Origin of the sequence: Streptomyces flavofungini, assembly GCF_014650815.1 — a bacterium.
Classification (GTDB): Bacteria; Actinomycetota; Actinomycetes; order Streptomycetales; family Streptomycetaceae; genus Streptomyces; species Streptomyces flavofungini.
This window is the reverse complement of record NZ_BMVR01000028.1, coordinates 1-18,942: the sequence shown is the minus strand read 5'-3', so window position 1 is coordinate 18,942 and position 18,942 is coordinate 1. Positions and strand designations below refer to the sequence as shown.

Genomic DNA, 18,942 nt, shown 5'->3' with positions numbered 1-18,942 from the left:
AGATGGAGAACGAGGACAAGCTCCGCGATTACCTCAAGCGGGCCACCACCGATCTGCGCAACACGCGCCGACGCCTGCGCGAGGTCGAGGACCGGGAGCACGAGCCCATCGCGATCATCGGGATGAGCTGCCGCTACCCCGGCGGCGTGGCCTCGCCCGAGGACCTGTGGCAGCTCGTCGCCGACGGCGGGGACGCCGTGGTGGAGTTCCCGGCCGACCGCGGCTGGGACGCCGACACGCTCTACGACCCCGACCCGGACCACGCGGGCACGTCCATCACCCGGCACGGCGGTTTCCTGCAGGACGCCGCGGGCTTCGACCCGGCGTTCTTCGGGGTCAGCCCGCGCGAGGCCGCGGCGATGGACCCGCAGCAGCGACTGCTCCTCGAGACGTCGTGGGAGGCGTTCGAGCGCGCGGGCATCGACCCCGTGCAGGCCAAGGACACCAGGACCGGTGTCTTCGCGGGCGTCATGTACAACGACTACGCGACGCGGCTGCCGCAGGCGCCCGAAGGGTTCGAGGGCTTCCTCGCCAACGGCAGCGCGGGCAGCATCGCGTCCGGCCGCATCGCCTACACCCTCGGCCTCGTCGGGCCCGCGGTGACGGTGGACACGGCGTGCTCCTCGTCGCTCGTCGCCCTGCACCTCGCGATGGTGGCGCTGCGCCGTGAGGAGTGCTCCCTCGCCCTGGCGGGCGGCGCCACGTTCATGGCCACACCGCGCACGTTCGTCGAGTACAGCAGGCAGCGCGCCCTGTCCGTGGACGGCCGCTGCAAGGCGTTCTCCGACAGCGCCGACGGCACCGGCTGGGGCGAGGGCGTCGGCATGCTCCTCGTGGAGCGCCTCTCCGACGCCCGCCGCAACGGCCACCCGATCCTCGCGGTGGTCCGCGGCTCCGCGGTCAACCAGGACGGCGCGTCCCACGGCCTGACCGCGCCCAACGGCCCCTCCCAGCAGACCGTCATCAACCAGGCCCTGGCGAGCGCGCGACTCACCCCGGCCCAGGTCGACGCCGTCGAGGCGCACGGCACCGGCACCACCCTCGGCGACCCCATCGAGGCGCACGCCCTCATCGCGACCTACGGCGCCGAGCGCACCCCGGAGCGCCCGCTGTGGCTGGGTTCGCTGAAGTCGAACATCGGCCACGCCCAGGCGGCGGCCGGGGTCGGCGGCATCATCAAGATGGTCATGGCGATGCGGCACGGCACGCTGCCCAGGACCCTGCACGTCGACGAGCCGAGCAGCCACGTCGACTGGTCGGCCGGCACCGTGGCGCTGCTCACCGAGGCACAGCCGTGGCCGGAGACCGGCGAACCGCGCCGCGCCGGTGTGTCCTCGTTCGGCGTCAGCGGCACGAACACCCACGTCATCCTGGAGCAGGCACCCGCCGCCCCGGAGGAGACGCCCGCCGCCGACCCGCGGCCCACGACGGACACCGACGCGTCGGCCGCCCCCGTCACGCCCTGGGCGCTGTCCGCCCGCACCCCCGACGCGCTGCGCGCACAGGCCGACCGACTCCGGTCCGCCGTGGCGGCCGCCGCCGACTTCGACCCGGCGGGCACCGGCTTCTCCCTGGCCACGACCCGCTCCCTGTTCGAGCACCGCGCCGTGCTGGTGGCGGAGGACCGCGCCACCACCCTCGACCGGCTCACCGCTGTCGCCGAGGGGCGTGGCGGCCCGGGCGTCGTCGTGGGCGAAGCCGCGTCGCACCGGCTGGGCTTCCTGTTCTCGGGTCAGGGTTCGCAGCGCCTCGGGATGGGTCGTGAACTCGCGGCTCGCTTCCCGGTGTTCGCGGCGGCGCTGGACGAGGTCCTTGCGGAGTTCGATCCGTCGGTGCGTGAGGTGTTGTTCGGTGAGGACGCGGACGCGCTGAATGAGACCGGGGTGACGCAGCCCGCGTTGTTCGCGGTCGAGGTGGCGCTGTTCCGCCTCCTTGAGTCGTGGGGCGTGCGCCCCGACATGCTGGCGGGCCACTCGATCGGTGAGCTGGCGGCGGCGCACGTGGCCGGTGTCTGGTCGCTGGCGGACGCCGTCAAGGTGGTGTCGGCGCGGGGTGCGCTGATGCAGGCGCTGCCGTCCGGTGGCGCGATGGTCGCGATCCAGGCCAGCGAGGCCGAGGTCGCGTCGGACCTGCCGGAGACCGTGGGCATCGCGGCCGTGAACGGCCCGAACTCCGTGGTCGTCTCCGGTGTCGCCGCCGATGTCGACGCGGTCGCCGAGCGTTGGCGTGAGGCGGGTCGCAAGGCGACCCGGCTCAAGGTCAGTCACGCGTTCCACTCGCCGCTCATGGACCCCATGCTCGGCGACTTCCGCCGGGTCCTGGAGGGCGTGTCGTACGAGGCGCCCCAGATCCCCATCGTGTCGACGCTGACCGGTACGCGGGCCACGGCCGAGGAGCTGGCCTCCCCGGAGTACTGGGTGCGGCACGTGCGCGAGTCCGTGCGCTTCGCCGACGCCGTCGTGGCCCTGCGCGAGCAGGGCGCCGACGTGTTCGTGGAGGTCGGCCCCGGCGGAGTGCTGTCCGGTCTCGGGCAGCTCACGGCCCCGGAGGCCGCCTTCGTACCCGCCCTGCGCGGTGATCGCCCCGAGCTCGTCGCGCTGACCATCGCCGTCGGCCACCTGCACGTGCGCGGTGTCGCGGTGAACCTGGCCGCCTGCTTCGACGGCAGCGGCGCTCAGCGCGTGGACCTGCCGACGTACGCGTTCCAGCGCGAGCACTACTGGCTCGACGCCGACCCCGTCGAGGCGGGCGTCGAGCGCATGTCGCCGGTCGAGGCCCGGTTCTGGGAGGCCGTGGAGGAAGGCGACCCCGCCGACCTCGCCCGCACGCTGGGCGTGTCGTCGGACGATCCGCTGAGCGCGGTGCTGCCTCGGCTGTCCGCGTGGCGCCGGAAGCAGCGGGACCGGTCTGTCGCCGATGGCTGGCGGTACGGGGTCGAGTGGCGGCCGGTGTCCGCCGGAGCCCGACAGTTGGACGGCGCCTGGCTGGTCGTCGCTTCGACGGGCGAGGACCGCGCCGAGTGGGTGCGTGCGGCGCTGGCCCGCGACGGAGCTGACGTCCACGTCCTGGACGTGGACCCGGAGACGGTCGACTGGGCGGAGCAGTTGAGTGAACTGCCCGCGCTCGACGGAGTCGTCTCGCTGCTGGGGCTGGCGGACAGCGGCGAGTCGGCGGTGCCCACGGGTGTGGCGGCCACGATCGGTCTGTTACGCGCCCTGGGTGACGCGGACGTGTCCGCGCCGCTGTGGTGCCTCACGTCGGGCGCGGTGGCGGCGGCCGAGGGCGACGCGGTCCCCGGAATCGAGCAGTCGATGCTCTGGGGCCTCGGCCGGGTGGCCGCCCTGGAGCACCCTGACCGCTGGGGCGGACTGGTCGACGTACCGGCGGCGCCGGACGAGACGACCGGTGACCTGCTGGCCACGGTGCTCGCCGGTACGAGCGGCGAGGACCAACTCGCCCTGCGGGGCGACGGGATACGCGGCCGCAGGCTGGCGCCCGCGCCGCTGGGCGGTGCCGCCGGAGAGGGCTGGTCGCCGCGCGGGACGGTCCTGGTGACCGGTGGCACCGGCGCCCTGGGCGGCCATGTGGCGCGCTGGGTCGCGGCACACGGCGCCGAGCACGTCGTCCTGGTGAGCCGTCGCGGTGCCTCGGCCGAAGGCGCGGCCGCGCTGGAGGCCGAGCTCGTCGAGCTCGGCGCGCGGGCCACGTTCGCCGCCTGCGACATGGCGGACCGGGACGCTGTCGCGGCGCTCCTGGAGAGCGTCCCCTCGCTCACCGCCGTCGTCCACACGGCGGGCATCGAGCGCTCCGCCGCCCTCGCCGACCTCGACCCGGGCGACCTCGCCGGATTCGGCGACGTGCTGGCGGCCAAGGTCGACGGCGCGCGGAACCTGCACGAACTCCTGGGCGACACCCCGCTGGACGCCTTCGTGCTGTTCTCGTCCATCGCCGGGGTCTGGGGCAGCGGCGGCCAGGCCGCCTACGGCGCCGCCAACGCCTATCTCGACGCCCTCGCCGACCACCGCAGGGCCGCGGGCCTGCCCGCCACCGCCATCGCCTGGGGCCCGTGGGCCGACGGCGGCATGGTCGCGGACGCCGGTGCGGACGTGGCCGCGCAACTGCACCGCAGGGGCCTGACCACGATGGCCCCCGAAGCGGCGCTCGCCGGGCTCGGCGCGGCCATCGACCACGGCGACGGACAGATCACCATCGCCGACGTCGACTGGTCCCGGTTCGCGGGCACCTTCATGGCGCAGCGCCCCAGCCCGCTCCTCGGTGAACTCCCCGACGTCCGGGCCGCGTTCGCCACCGCTCCGGCCGAGCAGGCCACCTCGGCCCTCGCCCAGCGCCTGGCCCCTCTGGACGAGGCCGAGCAGGAGCGGCAGCTCACCGAGCTGGTCCGGTACGAGGCGGCCGCGGTGCTCGGCCATGCGTCCGGCGACGCCTTCTCGGCCACCCGCGCCTTCCGTGACCTCGGCTTCGACTCCTTGACGGCCGTCGAACTGCGCGCCCGCCTCAGCGAGGCGACCGGCGTGGCCCTGCCCGCCGCCGTGGTCTTCGACTACCCGACGGCCGCGGCGCTGGCCACCTATCTGCGGACCGAACTGTCCGGAGCTGCCGCCGCCACCCCCACTGCCGCGGCGGCCGTGGCGGGTGCGACCGACGAGCCGATCGCGATCGTGGCGATGTCGTGCCGGTTCCCCGGCGGCGTGTCCAGCCCGGAGGACCTGTGGCAGGTGCTGCGGTCGGGCGTGGACGCGGTGACCGACTTCCCGACCGACCGGGGCTGGGACGTCGAGGCGCTGTACGACCCGGAGGGCGCGGGCGTCGGCACGTCGTACTCCCGCATGGGTGCCTTCCTCGATCGCGTGGCGGACTTCGACCCCGCGCTCTTCGGGATCTCGCCGCGCGAGGCCCTCGCCATGGACCCGCAGCAGCGGCTGCTCCTGGAGACGTCGTGGGAGGCGTTCGAGCGGGCGGGCATCGACCCGCAGTCGCTGCGCGGCAGCCGGTCGGGTGTGTTCGTCGGCACCAACGGCCAGGACTACACCCGGCTGATGATGGCCGCTCAGGACACCGTCGACGGCTACTTCGGCACCGGCAGCGCGGCGAGCGTCATCTCCGGCCGCCTCTCGTACACGTTCGGCCTCGAAGGCCCGGCCGTCACCGTGGACACGGCGTGCTCGTCGTCGCTCGTCGCCCTGCACCTGGCCGTGCAGGCCCTGCAGAAGGGCGAGTGCGAGCTGGCGCTCGCGGGCGGTGTGACGGTGATGTCGACGCCCGCCGCGTTCGTGGAGTTCAGCCGCCAGCGCGGGCTCTCGGTGGACGGCCGGTGCAAGGCGTTCGGCGCGGACGCCGACGGCACCGGCTGGGGCGAAGGCGTCGGCATGCTCCTCGTCGAGCGTCTTTCCGACGCCCAGCGCAACGGCCACCAGGTGCTCGCCGTCGTGCGCGGCTCGGCGGTGAACCAGGACGGCGCGTCCAACGGCCTCACCGCGCCCAACGGCCCCTCGCAGCAGCGGGTCATCCGCGCCGCGCTGGCGACCGCGGGCCTGGCGCCGTCCGATGTGGACGCGGTCGAGGCACACGGCACGGGTACGAAGCTGGGCGACCCGATCGAGGCCCAGGCGCTCCTCGCCACCTACGGCCAGGAACGTGCCGGTGAGCCGCTGTGGCTCGGCTCGATCAAGTCGAACATCGGCCACACCCAGGCTGCCGCCGGTGTCGCCGGTGTGATCAAGATGGTCATGGCGATGCGCCACGGCGTACTGCCGCGGACGCTGCACGCGGACGAGCCGTCGCCGCACGTGGACTGGTCCGCCGGTGCGGTCGAGGTGCTGTCGGAGGCCCGGCCGTGGCCTGCCGCGGACCGGCCCTGGCGTGCCGGTGTGTCGTCGTTCGGGTTCAGCGGCACCAACGCGCACGCCATCATCGAGCAGGCCCCCGTGGTCGTACGGGAGGACGTCCCGGAGCCGCTGCCGGTCGGCGCGGTCGTCCCGTGGCTCCTTTCGGCCAAGACCCCCGAGGCGCTGCGGGAGCAGGCCCGGCGTCTCACGTCCTATGTGGACGCGACGCGTGAGCTGTCCGTGCCGGACGTGGGCCGTGCGCTGGTGTTCTCGCGGGCGGTGCTCGAACACCGAGCCGTGGTCGTCGCCGCCGACGCCGCCGGCTTCCAGTCGGGCCTGGCCGCGCTCGCCGAAGGGCGTGGCGGTTCGGGTGTCGCGGTGGGTGAGGCGGCACCGCACCGGTTGGGCTTCCTGTTCTCGGGACAGGGGTCGCAGCGGCTGGGGATGGGCCGTGAACTGGAGGCCCGTTTCCCGGTGTTCGCCGAGGCCCTGCACGAGGTGCTTGCGGAGTTCGACCCGTCGGTGCGTGCGGTCCTGTTCGGCGCGGACGCCGACGCGCTGAACGAGACCGGCGTGACGCAGCCCGCGCTGTTCGCGGTCGAGGTGGCGCTGTTCCGCCTCCTTGAGTCCTTGGGTGTCCGGGCCGACGTGCTCGCCGGCCACTCGATCGGTGAGCTGGCCGCCGCGCATGTGGCCGGGGTGTGGTCGCTGGCGGACGCCGCCAAGGTCGTGGCCGCGCGGGGTGCGCTCATGCAGGCGCTGCCGTCCGGTGGCGCGATGGTGGCGATCCAGGCCACGGAGGAAGAGGTCGCGTCCGAGGGCCTGCCGGAGACCGTGGGCATCGCTGCCGTCAACGGGCCCTCGTCCGTGGTCGTTTCGGGTGTTGCCGCCGATGTCGAGGCGGTCGCCGAGCGCTGGCGTGCGGCGGGCCGGAAGGTGTCCCGCCTCAAGGTCAGCCACGCGTTCCACTCGCCGCTGATGGACCCGATGCTCGACGAGTTCCGTGCGGTGGTCGAGGGCATCGAGTGCGGCGAACCCGAGATCCCGATCGTGTCGACGCTGACCGGACAGCTCGCCACGGTCGAGGAGTTGGCCTCCCCGGAGTACTGGGTGCGGCACGTGCGCGCGTCCGTGCGCTTCCACGACGCCGTCGTGGCGCTGCGCGAGCAGGGCACCGATGTGTTCGTCGAGGTCGGCCCGGGCGGCACGCTGTCCGCTCTCGGCCTGGGCAGCGCGCCCGACGCGGCGTTCCTGCCCGCGCTGCGCGCGGACAGGCCCGAGGAGAACGCGCTCCTCGGCACGGTCGCCGCGCTGCACACGCAGGGCGTGCCGGTCGACTGGGCCGCGTACTTCGCGGGCGGCGGCGCCCGCCCCGTCGACCTGCCGACCTATGCCTTCCAGCGCGAGCGCTACTGGCTGGACGCCGCGTCCGTCGATGACGGCGCCGAGCGCATGTCGCCGGTCGAGGCGCGGTTCTGGGAGGCCGTGGAGGAAGGCGACCCCGCCGACCTCGCCCGCACGCTGGGCGTGTCGTCGGACGATCCGCTGAGCGCGGTGCTGCCTCGGCTGTCCGCGTGGCGCCGGAAGCAGCGGGACCGGTCTGTCGCCGATGGCTGGCGGTACGGAGTGGAGTGGCGGCCGGTGTCCGCCGGAGCCCGACAGCTGAACGGCGCCTGGCTGGTCGTCGCTTCGACGGGCGAGGACCGCACCGAGTGGGTGCGTGCGGCGCTGGCCCGCAACGGAGCTGACGTCCGCGTCCTGGACGTGGACCCGGAGACGGTCGACTGGGCGGAGCAGTTGAGTGAACTGCCCGCGCTCGACGGAGTCGTCTCGCTGCTGGGGCTCGCCGACGCGGGCGACTCGGCTGTGCCGACGGGTGTCGCGGGCACGGTCGACCTGCTGCGGGCGCTCGGTGACGCGAGTGTGGAGGCGCCGTTGTGGTGTCTCACGTCGGGCGCGGTGGCGGCGGCCGAGGGCGACGTCGTCGCCGGGTTCGAGCAGTCGATGCTGTGGGGTCTGGGCCGGGTGGCCGCCCTGGAGCAGGCCGGTCGTTGGGGCGGTCTGGTCGACGTACCCGCGGCGCCGGACGAGACGACCGGCGATCAGCTGGCCGCCGTCCTTGCCGGGACGAGTGGCGAGGACCAGGTCGCGCTGCGCGGCGACGGGATCCTCGGCCGCAGGCTGGCGCCCGCGCCGCTCAGCGCGACCGGCTCCGGCTCCGGCTGGACGCCGCGCGGCACGGTCCTGGTGACCGGTGGCACCGGCGCCCTGGGCGGTCATGTGGCGCGCTGGCTGGCGGCGAGCGGTGCCGAGCACGTCGTACTGGCGGGGCGTCGCGGCCCGGCCGCCAAGGGTGCCGAGGAACTGGAGGCGGAACTCGTCGAGCGGGGCGCGCGCGTCACCATCGCCGCCTGCGACGTGACGGACAAGGAATCGGTCCGGGCGCTCCTGGAGAGCGTCCCCGCGCTCACCGCCGTCGTCCACACGGCGGGCATCGAGCGCTCGGCCACCCTCGCCGAGCTGGACCGGGACGACCTGGCCGGTGTGCTCGCGGCGAAGGTCGACGGCGCGCGGAACCTGCACGAACTCCTGGGCGACACCCCGCTGGACGCCTTCGTGCTGTTCTCGTCCATCGCGGGAGTCTGGGGCAGCAGCGGGCAGGGCGCGTACGCGGCCGCCAACGCCTACCTGGATTCCCTGGCCGAGCACCGCAGGGCCGCGGGCCTGCCCGCCACCGCGGTCGCGTGGGGGCCGTGGGGCGGCGGCGGCATGGTCGCCACCGCCGAGCAGACCGCGCTGCTGCAGCGCTGGGGCCTGACGACGCTGGTTCCGGCGGTGGCGATCGCCGGTCTGGCCACGGCCTTGGAGCGCGGCGACGGGAACGTCGTCGTCGCCGATGTCGACTGGTCCCGGTTCGCGGGCACCTTCATGGCGCAGCGCCCCAGCCCGCTCCTCGGTGAACTGCCCGAGGTGCAGGCCGCGTTCGGGACCTCTGCGGCCGAGCAGGGCACGTCGGCGCTCGCGCAGCGGCTGGCCGGTCTGGACGAGGCGGAGCAGGAGCGGCAGCTCACCGAGCTGGTCCGGTACGAGGCGGCCGCTGTCCTGGGCCACGTCTCCGGTGACGCGTTCTCCGCGACCCGTGCCTTCCGTGACCTCGGCTTCGACTCCCTGACGGCCGTCGAACTGCGCGCCCGCCTCAGCGACGCCACCGGTCTCGCACTGCCCGCGACCCTGGTCTTCGACTACCCGACGGCCGCCGTCCTGGCCGCCTACCTGCGCAGCGAACTGTGCGGTGCCAGTGGGGCACCCACGGCCTCGGCTCCGGTCGCGGTCTCCGGTGTGAGCGACGAGCCGATCGCGATCGTGGCGATGTCGTGCCGGTACCCCGGGGGTGTGTCCAGCCCGGAGGACCTGTGGAACGTCCTCCTGTCCGGCGGCGACGCGGTGACGGAGTTCCCGGCCGATCGCGGCTGGGACGTGGAGGCGCTCTACAACCCCGACCCGGACGCGGTCGGCACCACGTATCTCCGCTCGGGCGCGTTCCTGTCGGACGTGAGCGGCTTCGACGCGGGCTTCTTCGGGATCTCCCCGCGCGAGGCCCTCGCCATGGACCCGCAGCAGCGACTCCTCCTGGAGACCTCCTGGGAACTCCTTGAGCAGGCCGGGGTCGACCCGGCGTCGCTGCGCGGTGAGAGCGTCGGCGTGTTCGTGGGCTCGAACGCGCAGGACTACGGCCTCGTGCTCGGCGATGCTGCCGAGGACGTCGGCGGTTACATGGCGACCGGCAACGCGGCCAGCGTCTCGTCCGGCCGCCTGTCGTACACGTTCGGCTTCGAGGGCCCCGCCGTCACCGTCGACACGGCGTGCTCCTCGTCGCTGGTCGCGCTGCACCTGGCGGTGCAGGCGCTGCGGTCCGGCGAGTGCGAACTGGCGCTCGCGGGCGGCGTGACGGTGATGTCCACGCCCGGCGCGTTCATCGAGTTCAGCCGCCAGCGCGGCCTGTCCCTCGACGGCCGGTGCAAGGCCTTCGCCGCCGCCGCCGACGGCACCAGCTGGGGCGAGGGCGTCGGCATGCTCTTCGTCGAGCGCCTCTCGGACGCCCAGCGCAACGGGCACCCCGTCCTCGCGGTGATCCGCGGCTCCGCGGTGAACCAGGACGGCGCCTCCAACGGCCTCACCGCCCCGAACGGCCCCTCACAACAGCGCGTCATCCGCCAGGCCCTGGCCAGCGCGGGCCTGGCCGCGGCCGACGTCGACGCCGTCGAGGCGCACGGCACCGGCACGAAGCTCGGCGACCCGATCGAGGCCCAGGCGCTCCTCGCCACCTACGGCCAGGACCGCCCCGCCGACCAGCCCCTGTGGCTCGGGTCGGTCAAGTCCAACATCGGGCACACCCAGGCCGCCGCCGGTGTGGCGGGCGTGATCAAGATGGTCATGGCGATGCGGGCGGGCGTGCTGCCGCGCACCCTGCACGTGGACGAGCCGTCGCCGCACGTCGACTGGTCCGCGGGCGCGGTGGAACTGCTCACCCATCAGCGTGCGTGGCCCGCCGTGGACCGGCCGTGGCGTGCCGGTGTGTCGTCGTTCGGGTTCAGCGGCACCAACGCGCACGCCATCATCGAGCAAGCCCCCGCGGCGACGCCCGCCGAGGCGGCAGAGCCGACGGAGCCCGGCGTCCTGCCGTGGGTCCTCTCGGCCCGGTCCGGCGAGGCGCTGCGGCAACAGGCCGCCCGGCTCCGGGACGAGCTCGACCACAAGGCGGACGTGCCGGTCGCCGACGTCGCCCACACGCTGCGGTCCCGGCCGGCCTTCGACCACCGCGCCGTGCTGGTGGGCCTCGACCGCGAGGACTTCCTCAGCGGCCTCACCGCCCTGGCCGACGGCCGCGAGGCCCCGAACGTCGTCACCGGCGCGGCCGGCGACCGCGGCACCGGCACGGTGTTCGTGTTCCCCGGCCACGGCACGCAGTGGGTCGGCATGGCCCTCGAACTCCTGGAGTCCTCGCCGGTGTTCCGCGCGCGGATGCAGGAGTGCGCGCAGGCGCTCGGCGAGTACGTCGACTGGTCGCTCCTCGACGCCGTCCAGGACCCCGCCCTGATGGAGCGCCTGGACGTCGTCCAGCCCGCCCTCTTCGCCGTGATGGTCTCGCTGGCCGCCACCTGGCAGTCGTGGGGCGTCGAGCCGAGCGCCGTCCTGGGGCACTCGCAGGGCGAGATCGCGGCGGCCTGCGTCGCGGGCGCCCTGCCCCTGAAGGACGCGGCGCGCCTCGTCGTCCTGCGCAGCAAGGCGCTGACCGCGCTCGCGGGACAGGGCGGCATGGTGTCCGTCGCGCTCGACGTCGACGCCGTACGGGACCTCATCGCGCCCTGGGACGGACAGCTCGACATCGGCGTGGTGAACGGCCCCGCCTCGGTCGTCGTGTCCGGCGACGCCGCCGCGCTCGACGAACTGGTGGACCTCTGCGTCGAGCAGGGCGTGTGGGCGCGGCGGGTCCAGGCGGACTACGCCCCGCACTCCCACCACGTCGAGCGGATCGAGGCGGAACTCCTGGCGGGCATCGCGGAGGTGACGCCGCGCTCCGGAGACGTGCCGTACTTCTCGCCGCTGACCGGCGGCTGGCTGGACACCCGCGAGCTGGACGCCGCGTACTGGTACCGCAGCCTGCGCCAGACCGTGCAGTTCGCCGACTCCGTCTCCGCACTGGTGGCGGCGGGCTTCAGCACCTTCGTCGAGGTCAGCCCGCACCCGGTCCTCGTGGCCGGTCTTGGCGAACTCGTCGGCACCGACGGCGTGGTCGTCGGCTCGCTGCGGCGCGGGGACAGCAGCCCGGCCCGGCTCATGACCTCGGCGGCCACGCTGTTCACGCGCGGCGGCCGGGTGGAGTGGCCGCTCCCGGCAGCGCAGCGCGTCGACCTGCCGACGTACCCCTTCCAGCACGAGCGCTTCTGGCCCACGGCGGCACACACCGCGTCCGGCGACGTGACCTCGGCCGGCCTCGGCCGGGTGGACCACCCCGTCCTCGTCGCCGTCACCGAACTCGCCGACTCCGAAGGCCTCGTGTTCAGCGGCCGACTGTCCCTGCGCACCCACCCGTGGCTCACCGACTACCGCGTCCTCGGCACCGCCGTGCTCCCCGGCGCGGCCTACGTGGACCTCGCGCTGCGCGCCGGTGACCACGTCGGCTGCGTGTCCCTGGACGACCTCGTCCTGGAGGCGCCCCTGGTGCTGCCCGAGCGGGACGGCGTGCAGGTGCGGCTCAGCCTCGACGGGCCGGACGCGGCGGGCCGGCGGGCGTTCACCGTGGACTCCCGAGGGGACGCGGGCGGCGCCTGGACCCGCCACGCCACCGGCACCCTGGCGGCCGACGCCGAACCCGTCACCGACGACCTCGTCGCCTGGCCGCCGACCGAGGCCGAACCGGTCGGGATCGACGAGCACTACGCCACCATCGCCGCCTCCGGCCTCGACCACGGCCCCGCCTTCCAGGGCCTGCGCGCCGCCTGGCGCAAGGGCGACGAGGTGTTCGCCGAAGTGGTGCTGCCGGACGGCCTCACGGACGAGGGCTTCGGCCTGCACCCGGCCCTCCTGGACGCCGCGCTGCACACGGCCGGGCTCGGGGTGAGCTCGGACGGGCTCCCGTTCTCGTGGGCCGGGGTGCGGCTGCTCGCCACCGGCGCGACGGTGCTGCGGGTGCGGCTGACGCCCGTCGGCGTGGACGCCGTGGCGGTGCTCGTCGCCGACGGCTCCGGCGCACCGGTCGCCGCCGTCGACCAGTTGAGCCTGCGGCCCCTCTCGGCCGACCAGCTCAACCTCGCCCGGTCCGCGCACCGCGACTCGCTGTTCGAGGTGAAGTGGGTCCCCGTACGGGACGCCGCTCCCGACACCGGCACCTGGGCGGTGCTCGGCGGCGACACCGCCCGCCTCGCCCATGCGCTCACCGCGGCGGGCGAGCCGGTCGACGAGCACGGCGACCTGGCCGCGCTCCGCGCCGCCGTCGACGGGGGTGCGCCCGTGCCCCGGCGCGTGGCTGTGACGCCCGGCGAGGGCGCGACGACCCCGCGCGCGGCGACCCGCGACACCCTCGACCTGCTCCAGCAGTGGCTCGCCGACGACAGGTTCGCCGACGCGCAGCTCGTGCTCCTCACGAGCGGCGCGGTGGCGGCAGGGCCCGACGAGGACGTCCCGGACCTGGTCCGCGCCCCCGCGTGGGGCCTGGTGCGGTCGGCGCAGTCGGAACACCCGGAGCGGTTCGTCCTCGTCGACGTCGACGCCCACGAGAAGTCGCTGCGCGGCCTGCCCGCCGCGGTGGCCACCGGGGAGCCGCAGCTCGCGATCAGGAACGGCGCCGCCTCGGTGGCCAGGCTGGCGCGGCTCGCGGCTCCGGCCGACGCGCCCGAGGCCGACCACGCACCCGAGCCCGGGGCGTTCACCGCCGACAGCACCGTCCTGATCACCGGCGGTCTCGGCGTACTCGGCGGCCTCACCGCACGCCACCTCGTCACCCGCCACGGCGTGGGCAAGCTGGTCCTCACCGGCCGCCGCGGCCCGGCCACGCCGGGTGCGGAGGAACTGTGCCGGGAACTGGAGGAGTCGGGGGCACAGGTCACGATCGCCGCGTGCGACGTGAGCGACCGCGACGCGGTGGCGGCGCTCTTGGCCGAGCACCCCGTGACCGCCGTCGTGCACACCGCCGGTGTCCTGGACGACAGCGTGGTCGAGTCCCTGACCCCGGAGCACGTCGACGCGGTGTTCGGCCCCAAGGGCGACGCCGCGCTGCACCTGCACGAGCTGACCCGCGACCTGGACCTGTCGGCGTTCGTCCTGTTCTCCGCCGTCGCCGGTGTCTTCGGCAGCCCGGGCCAGGGCAACTACGCGGCGGCGAACAGCTTCCTGGACGCGCTCGCCCAGCACCGCCGGGCCGCCGGACTGCCCGCGACGTCACTCGCCTGGGGCCTGTGGGCCGAGGCCAGCGGCATCACCGGGCACCTCGACGACGCCGACGTACAGCGGATGGCGCGCGGCGGCATGGCCCCGCTGTCCTCCGCCGACGGCATGGCACTCTTCGACGCGGCGCGCGCGACCGGCGTCGCGACGGCGGTGCCCGCCGCGATCGACCTGGCGGCGCTGCGGGCCCACCCGGAGCAGGTACGGCCGCTGCTGCGCGGCCTGGTGCCCACGCCCGCCCGCAGGGCCGCGCGGTCCGGCGACGGTCCCGGCACGGTCTCGCTCGCCCAGCGGCTCGCGGGCCTCACCGAGGCGGAGCGGGACCGCACCCTCGTCCACCTCGTCCGCAGCCACACCGCGGCCGTGCTCGGCTTCGCCGGGCCGGAGGCCGTCGAGGCGGAACGGGCCTTCAAGGAACTCGGATTCGACTCGCTCACCGGCGTGGAACTGCGCAACAGGCTCGACGCCGAGGTCGGCACGCGACTGCCCGCCACCCTGGTCTTCGACCACCCGACCCCGGCGGCACTCGCGGCCCACCTGCGGACGACGGTGCTCGCCGACGACCGCACGCCCGCCGCCGAGGTGCTCGGCGAACTGAACAAGCTGACGGTCACCATCTCCAAGCTCGACCCGAACGACGCGCTGGTCGGAGACATCCGGCTGCGGCTCCGGTCACTCCTGTCCACCTGGGACGACAAGGAGCCGGAGAGCGCGGCGGGCGACCTCGACTCGGCAACGCTCGACGACGTGTTCAACATCATCGACGAGGAACTTGAGTCCTGAACCGCAGGTCCGGACTCTCACCAAAAGGGGTAACAAAGCACATGTCGAACGACGACAAGGTCCTCGACTACCTGAAGCGCGTCACCGCGGACCTGCGGCAGACCAAGCAACGGCTGCGCGAGGTCGAGGAGAAGGCCGCCGAGCCGATCGCGATCGTCGGCATGAGCTGCCGGTTCCCCGGCGGCGTCGAGTCGCCCGAGGACCTGTGGCGTCTGGTCGAGTCCGGTACGGACGCGGTGTCGGACTTCCCGACCGACCGCGGCTGGGACGTGGAGTCGCTCTACGACCCGGATCCCGACCGCTCCGGCACCACCTACAGCCGCAAGGGCGCCTTCCTGGACCGCGCCGCGGAGTTCGACTCCGGCTTCTTCGGGATCTCGCCGCGCGAGGCCTTAGCGATGGACCCGCAGCAGCGGCTGCTGCTCGAGACGTCGTGGGAGGCGTTCGAGCGGGCGGGCATCGACCCGCACACCCTGCGCGGCAGCCGGTCCGGCGTGTTCGTCGGCACCAACGGCCAGGACTACGCGGCCCTGTTGATGGCCGCGATGGAGACCGTCGAGGGCTACGCGGGCACCGGCATCTCGGCGAGCGTCATCTCCGGCCGCCTCTCGTACACGTTCGGCCTCGAAGGCCCGGCCGTCACCGTGGACACGGCCTGCTCGTCGTCGCTGGTCGCCCTGCACCTCGCGGCGCAGGCCCTGCACAAGGGCGAGTGCGACATGGCCCTCGTCGGCGGCGTCACGGTGATGTCGACACCCGGCTCCTTCGTGGAGTTCAGCCGCCAGCGCGGCCTCTCGGTGGACGGCCGCTGCAAGGCGTTCGCCGAGGCCGCCGACGGCACCGGCTGGGGCGAGGGCGCGGGCATGCTCCTCGTGGAGCGCCTCTCGGACGCCCAGCGCAACGGCCACAAGATTCTCGCGGTCGTGCGCGGCTCGGCGGTGAACCAGGACGGCGCGTCCAACGGCCTCACCGCCCCGAACGGCCCGTCGCAGCAGCGCGTCATCCGGCAGGCCCTGGCGAGTTCGGGCCTCGCCCCGACCGACGTCGACGCCGTCGAGGCGCACGGCACCGGCACCACCCTCGGTGACCCGATCGAGGCGCAGGCCCTCCTCGCCACCTACGGCCAGGGCCGCAGCGGCGAGCCCCTGTGGCTCGGCTCCGTGAAGTCCAACGTCGGTCACACCCAGGCCGCCGCCGGTGTCGCGGGCGTGATCAAGATGGTCATGGCGATGCGCCACGGCGTGCTGCCGCAGACGCTGCACGTGGACCAGCCCTCGACGCACGTCGACTGGTCGGCGGGCGCCGTCGAACTCCTCACGGAGGCCCGGCCGTGGCCGGAGACCGGCCACTTGCGCCGCGCCGGTGTGTCGTCGTTCGGCGTGAGCGGCACCAACGCGCACGCCATCATCGAGCAGGCCCCCGCCGTCGAGCAGGAGGAGGCCGCGGAGCCGGTACGCGACGGCCTGGTGCCCTGGGTCCTCTCGGCCCGGAGCCCCGAGGCGCTGCGCGTCCAGGCCGAGCGGCTCCGCTCCCACGTCGCCGACCTCGACCCCCAGGACGTCGGCTTCTCGCTCGCCACCACCCGGGCGGCGCTGGAACACCGTGCCGTCGTCATCGCGGACGACCACGGGTCCCGCCTGACCGCCCTCACGGCACTGGCCGAGGCCAGGCAGACCCCGGGCCTGGTGACGGGCTCCACCGGCAGCGGCCTGCTGGGCTTCCTGTTCTCGGGCCAGGGCTCGCAGCGCCTCGGCATGGGGCGTGAACTGTCCGAGCGCTTCCCGGTGTTCGCCGAGGCGCTGGACGAGGTCCTTGCGGAGTTCGACCCGTCGGTACGTGAGGTGCTGTTCGGTGGGGACGCGGACGCCCTGAACGAGACGGGAGTGACGCAGCCCGCGCTGTTCGCGGTCGAGGTCGCGCTGTTCCGCCTCCTTGAGTCCTGGGGTGTGCGCCCCGACATGCTGGCCGGGCACTCCATCGGCGAGCTGGCGGCGGCCCACGTCTCGGGTGTGTGGTCGCTGCCGGATGCCGCCAAGATCGTGGCCGCGCGGGGCGCGCTGATGCAGGCGCTGCCCAAGGGCGGCGCGATGGTCGCGATCCAGGCGTCCGAGGAAGAGGTCGCCTCCGACGACCTGCCGGAGACCGTGGGCATCGCTGCGGTCAACGGCCCGTCATCCGTTGTCGTTTCGGGTGTGGCCGCTGATGTCGAGGCGGTCGCGGAGCGTTGGCGTGAGGCGGGCCGCAAGGTCACGCGGCTGAAGGTCAGCCACGCGTTCCACTCGCCGTTGATGGACCCGATGCTGGACGACTTCCGCACGGTCCTTGAGGGCGTGTCCTTCGAGGCGCCGCAGATTCCGATCGTGTCGACGCTGACCGGCGCGCAGGCGTCCGCCGAGGAGCTGGCCTCCCCGGAGTACTGGGTGCGGCACGTGCGCGAGTCCGTGCGCTTCGCCGATGCCGTCGTGGCCCTGCGCGAGCAGGAAGTCGACGTGTTCGTGGAGGTCGGCCCGGGCGGGACGCTGTCCGCTCTCGGCGTCGGCAGCGCGCCCGACGCGGTGTTCCTGCCCGCGCTGCGGACGGACAGGCCCGAGGAGATCGCGCTCGTCACGACGGTGGCCGCGCTGTACACGCAGGGCGTGCCGGTCGACTGGACCGCCCGCTTCGACGGCAGCGGCGCCCGGCAGGTCGACCTGCCGACGTACGCGTTCCAGCGCGAGCGCTTCTGGCTGGACGTGCCCGCCGACGCGCGCGCCGAGCGGATGTCGCCGGTGGAGGCGCGGTTCTGGGAGGCCATCGCGGAGGGCGACCTCGCCGACCTGGCCCGCATGCTGAACGTGTCGTCGGACGACCCGCTGAGCGACGTGCTGCCCATGCTGTCCGCCTGGCGCACGGAGCAGCAGGGCCGGGCCACCGTGGACGGCTGGCGCTACCGGATCGACTGGAGCCCGATAGCCGCCGCGAGCCGTCAACTGGACGGCGCCTGGCTGGTCGTGGCGCCGAGCGGAGAGCCGCGCGGCGAGTGGGTGCGTGCGGCGCTGGCCCGCAACGGTGCGGACGTCCACGTCCTGGACGTGGACCCGGCGACGGTCGAGTGGGCGGAGCGGCTGAGCGAGCTGCCCGCTCTCGGCGGAGTGGTCTCGCTGCTGGGGCTCGCCGACGCGGGCGAGTCGGCGGTGCCCGCAGGGGTCACGGCCACGATCGGTCTGCTGCGGGCGCTCGGCGACGCGGGTGTCGAGGCGCCGTTGTGGTGCCTGACGTCCGGTGCGGTGGCGGCGGCCGACGGCGACGCGGTCGCCGGGTTCGAGCAGTCGTTGGTGTGGGGTCTGGGCCGGGTGGCCGCGCTGGAGCAGCCGGGCCGCTGGGGCGGTCTGGTGGACCTGCCCGCGGCGCCCGACGAGACGACCGGTGACCTGCTGGCCGCGGTGCTCGCCGGTACGGGCGGCGAGGACCAGGTCGCGCTGCGCGGCAACGGGATCCTCGGCCGCAGGCTGGTGCCCGCGCCGCTGGGCGGTGCCGCGTCCGAGGGCTGGTCGCCGCGCGGAACGGTCCTGGTGACCGGCGGCACCGGCGCGCTCGGCGCGCACGTCGCCCGGTGGCTGGTGGCGAAGGGCGCCGAGCACCTGCTCCTCACCAGCAGGCGCGGTGCCGCGGCCGAAGGCGCCGAGGAACTGCGTGCGGAGCTGACCACGCTCGGCGCGCGCGTCACCATCGCGGCCTGCGACGCCGCCGACCGGGACGCGCTGGCCGACGTACTCGCCTCCGTGCCCGCCGAGTTCCCGCTCACCGCGGTCGTGCACGCGGCCGGCATCGAGCGCACGGCTCCGCTCGCGGAGCTGGACGAGGACGACCTGGCCGGTGTGCTCGCGGCGAAGGTCGACGGCGCGCGGAACCTGCACGAGCTCCTGGGCGACACGCCGCTGGACGCCTTCGTGCTGTTCTCGTCGATCGCCGGTGTGTGGGGGAGCGGTGCGCAGGGCGCGTACGCGGCCGCCAACGCCTACCTGGATTCCCTGGCCGAGCACCGCAGGGCCGCGGGCCTGCCCGCCACCGCGGTCGCGTGGGGGCCGTGGGCCGACGGCGGCATGGTCGCCAACTCCGGTCCGGACTCCGCGGCACAGCTGCGCCGCCGGGGTCTGAACTCGATGGCTCCCGTCGTGGCGATCGCCGGACTGGCCACCGTGCTGGAGCGCGGCGACGGGAACATCGTCGTCGCCGACATGGACTGGGAGCGGTTCGCGGGCACCTTCATGGCCCAGCGCCCCAGCCCCCTCCTCAGTGAACTCCCCGACGTCCAGGCCGCGTTCGCCACCGCTCCGGCCGAGCAGGGCACGTCGGCGCTCGCGCAGCGGCTGGCCGGTCTGGACGAGGC

General features: G+C 74.4%; 2 protein-coding genes. Both read left to right on the top strand.

The features are described from left to right. Positions 1-2: 2 nt before the first annotated feature. A complete protein-coding gene (locus IE274_RS38235; RefSeq protein WP_190120562.1) occupies positions 3-14,573 on the top strand; it encodes a type I polyketide synthase in 14,571 nt (4,856 codons plus the stop codon). A gap of 41 nt (positions 14,574-14,614) precedes the next feature. Then, positions 14,615-18,942, top strand: a 4,328-nt coding sequence (locus tag IE274_RS38230; protein WP_190120561.1) for a type I polyketide synthase, incomplete at its 3' end; no start/stop codon positions are given.

Excerpts from the sequence above, each read along its gene's own strand:
- IE274_RS38235 (WP_190120562.1), top strand. The coding sequence starts at position 3 with ATGGAGAACGAGGACAAGCTCCGCGATTACCTCAAGCGGGCCACCACC.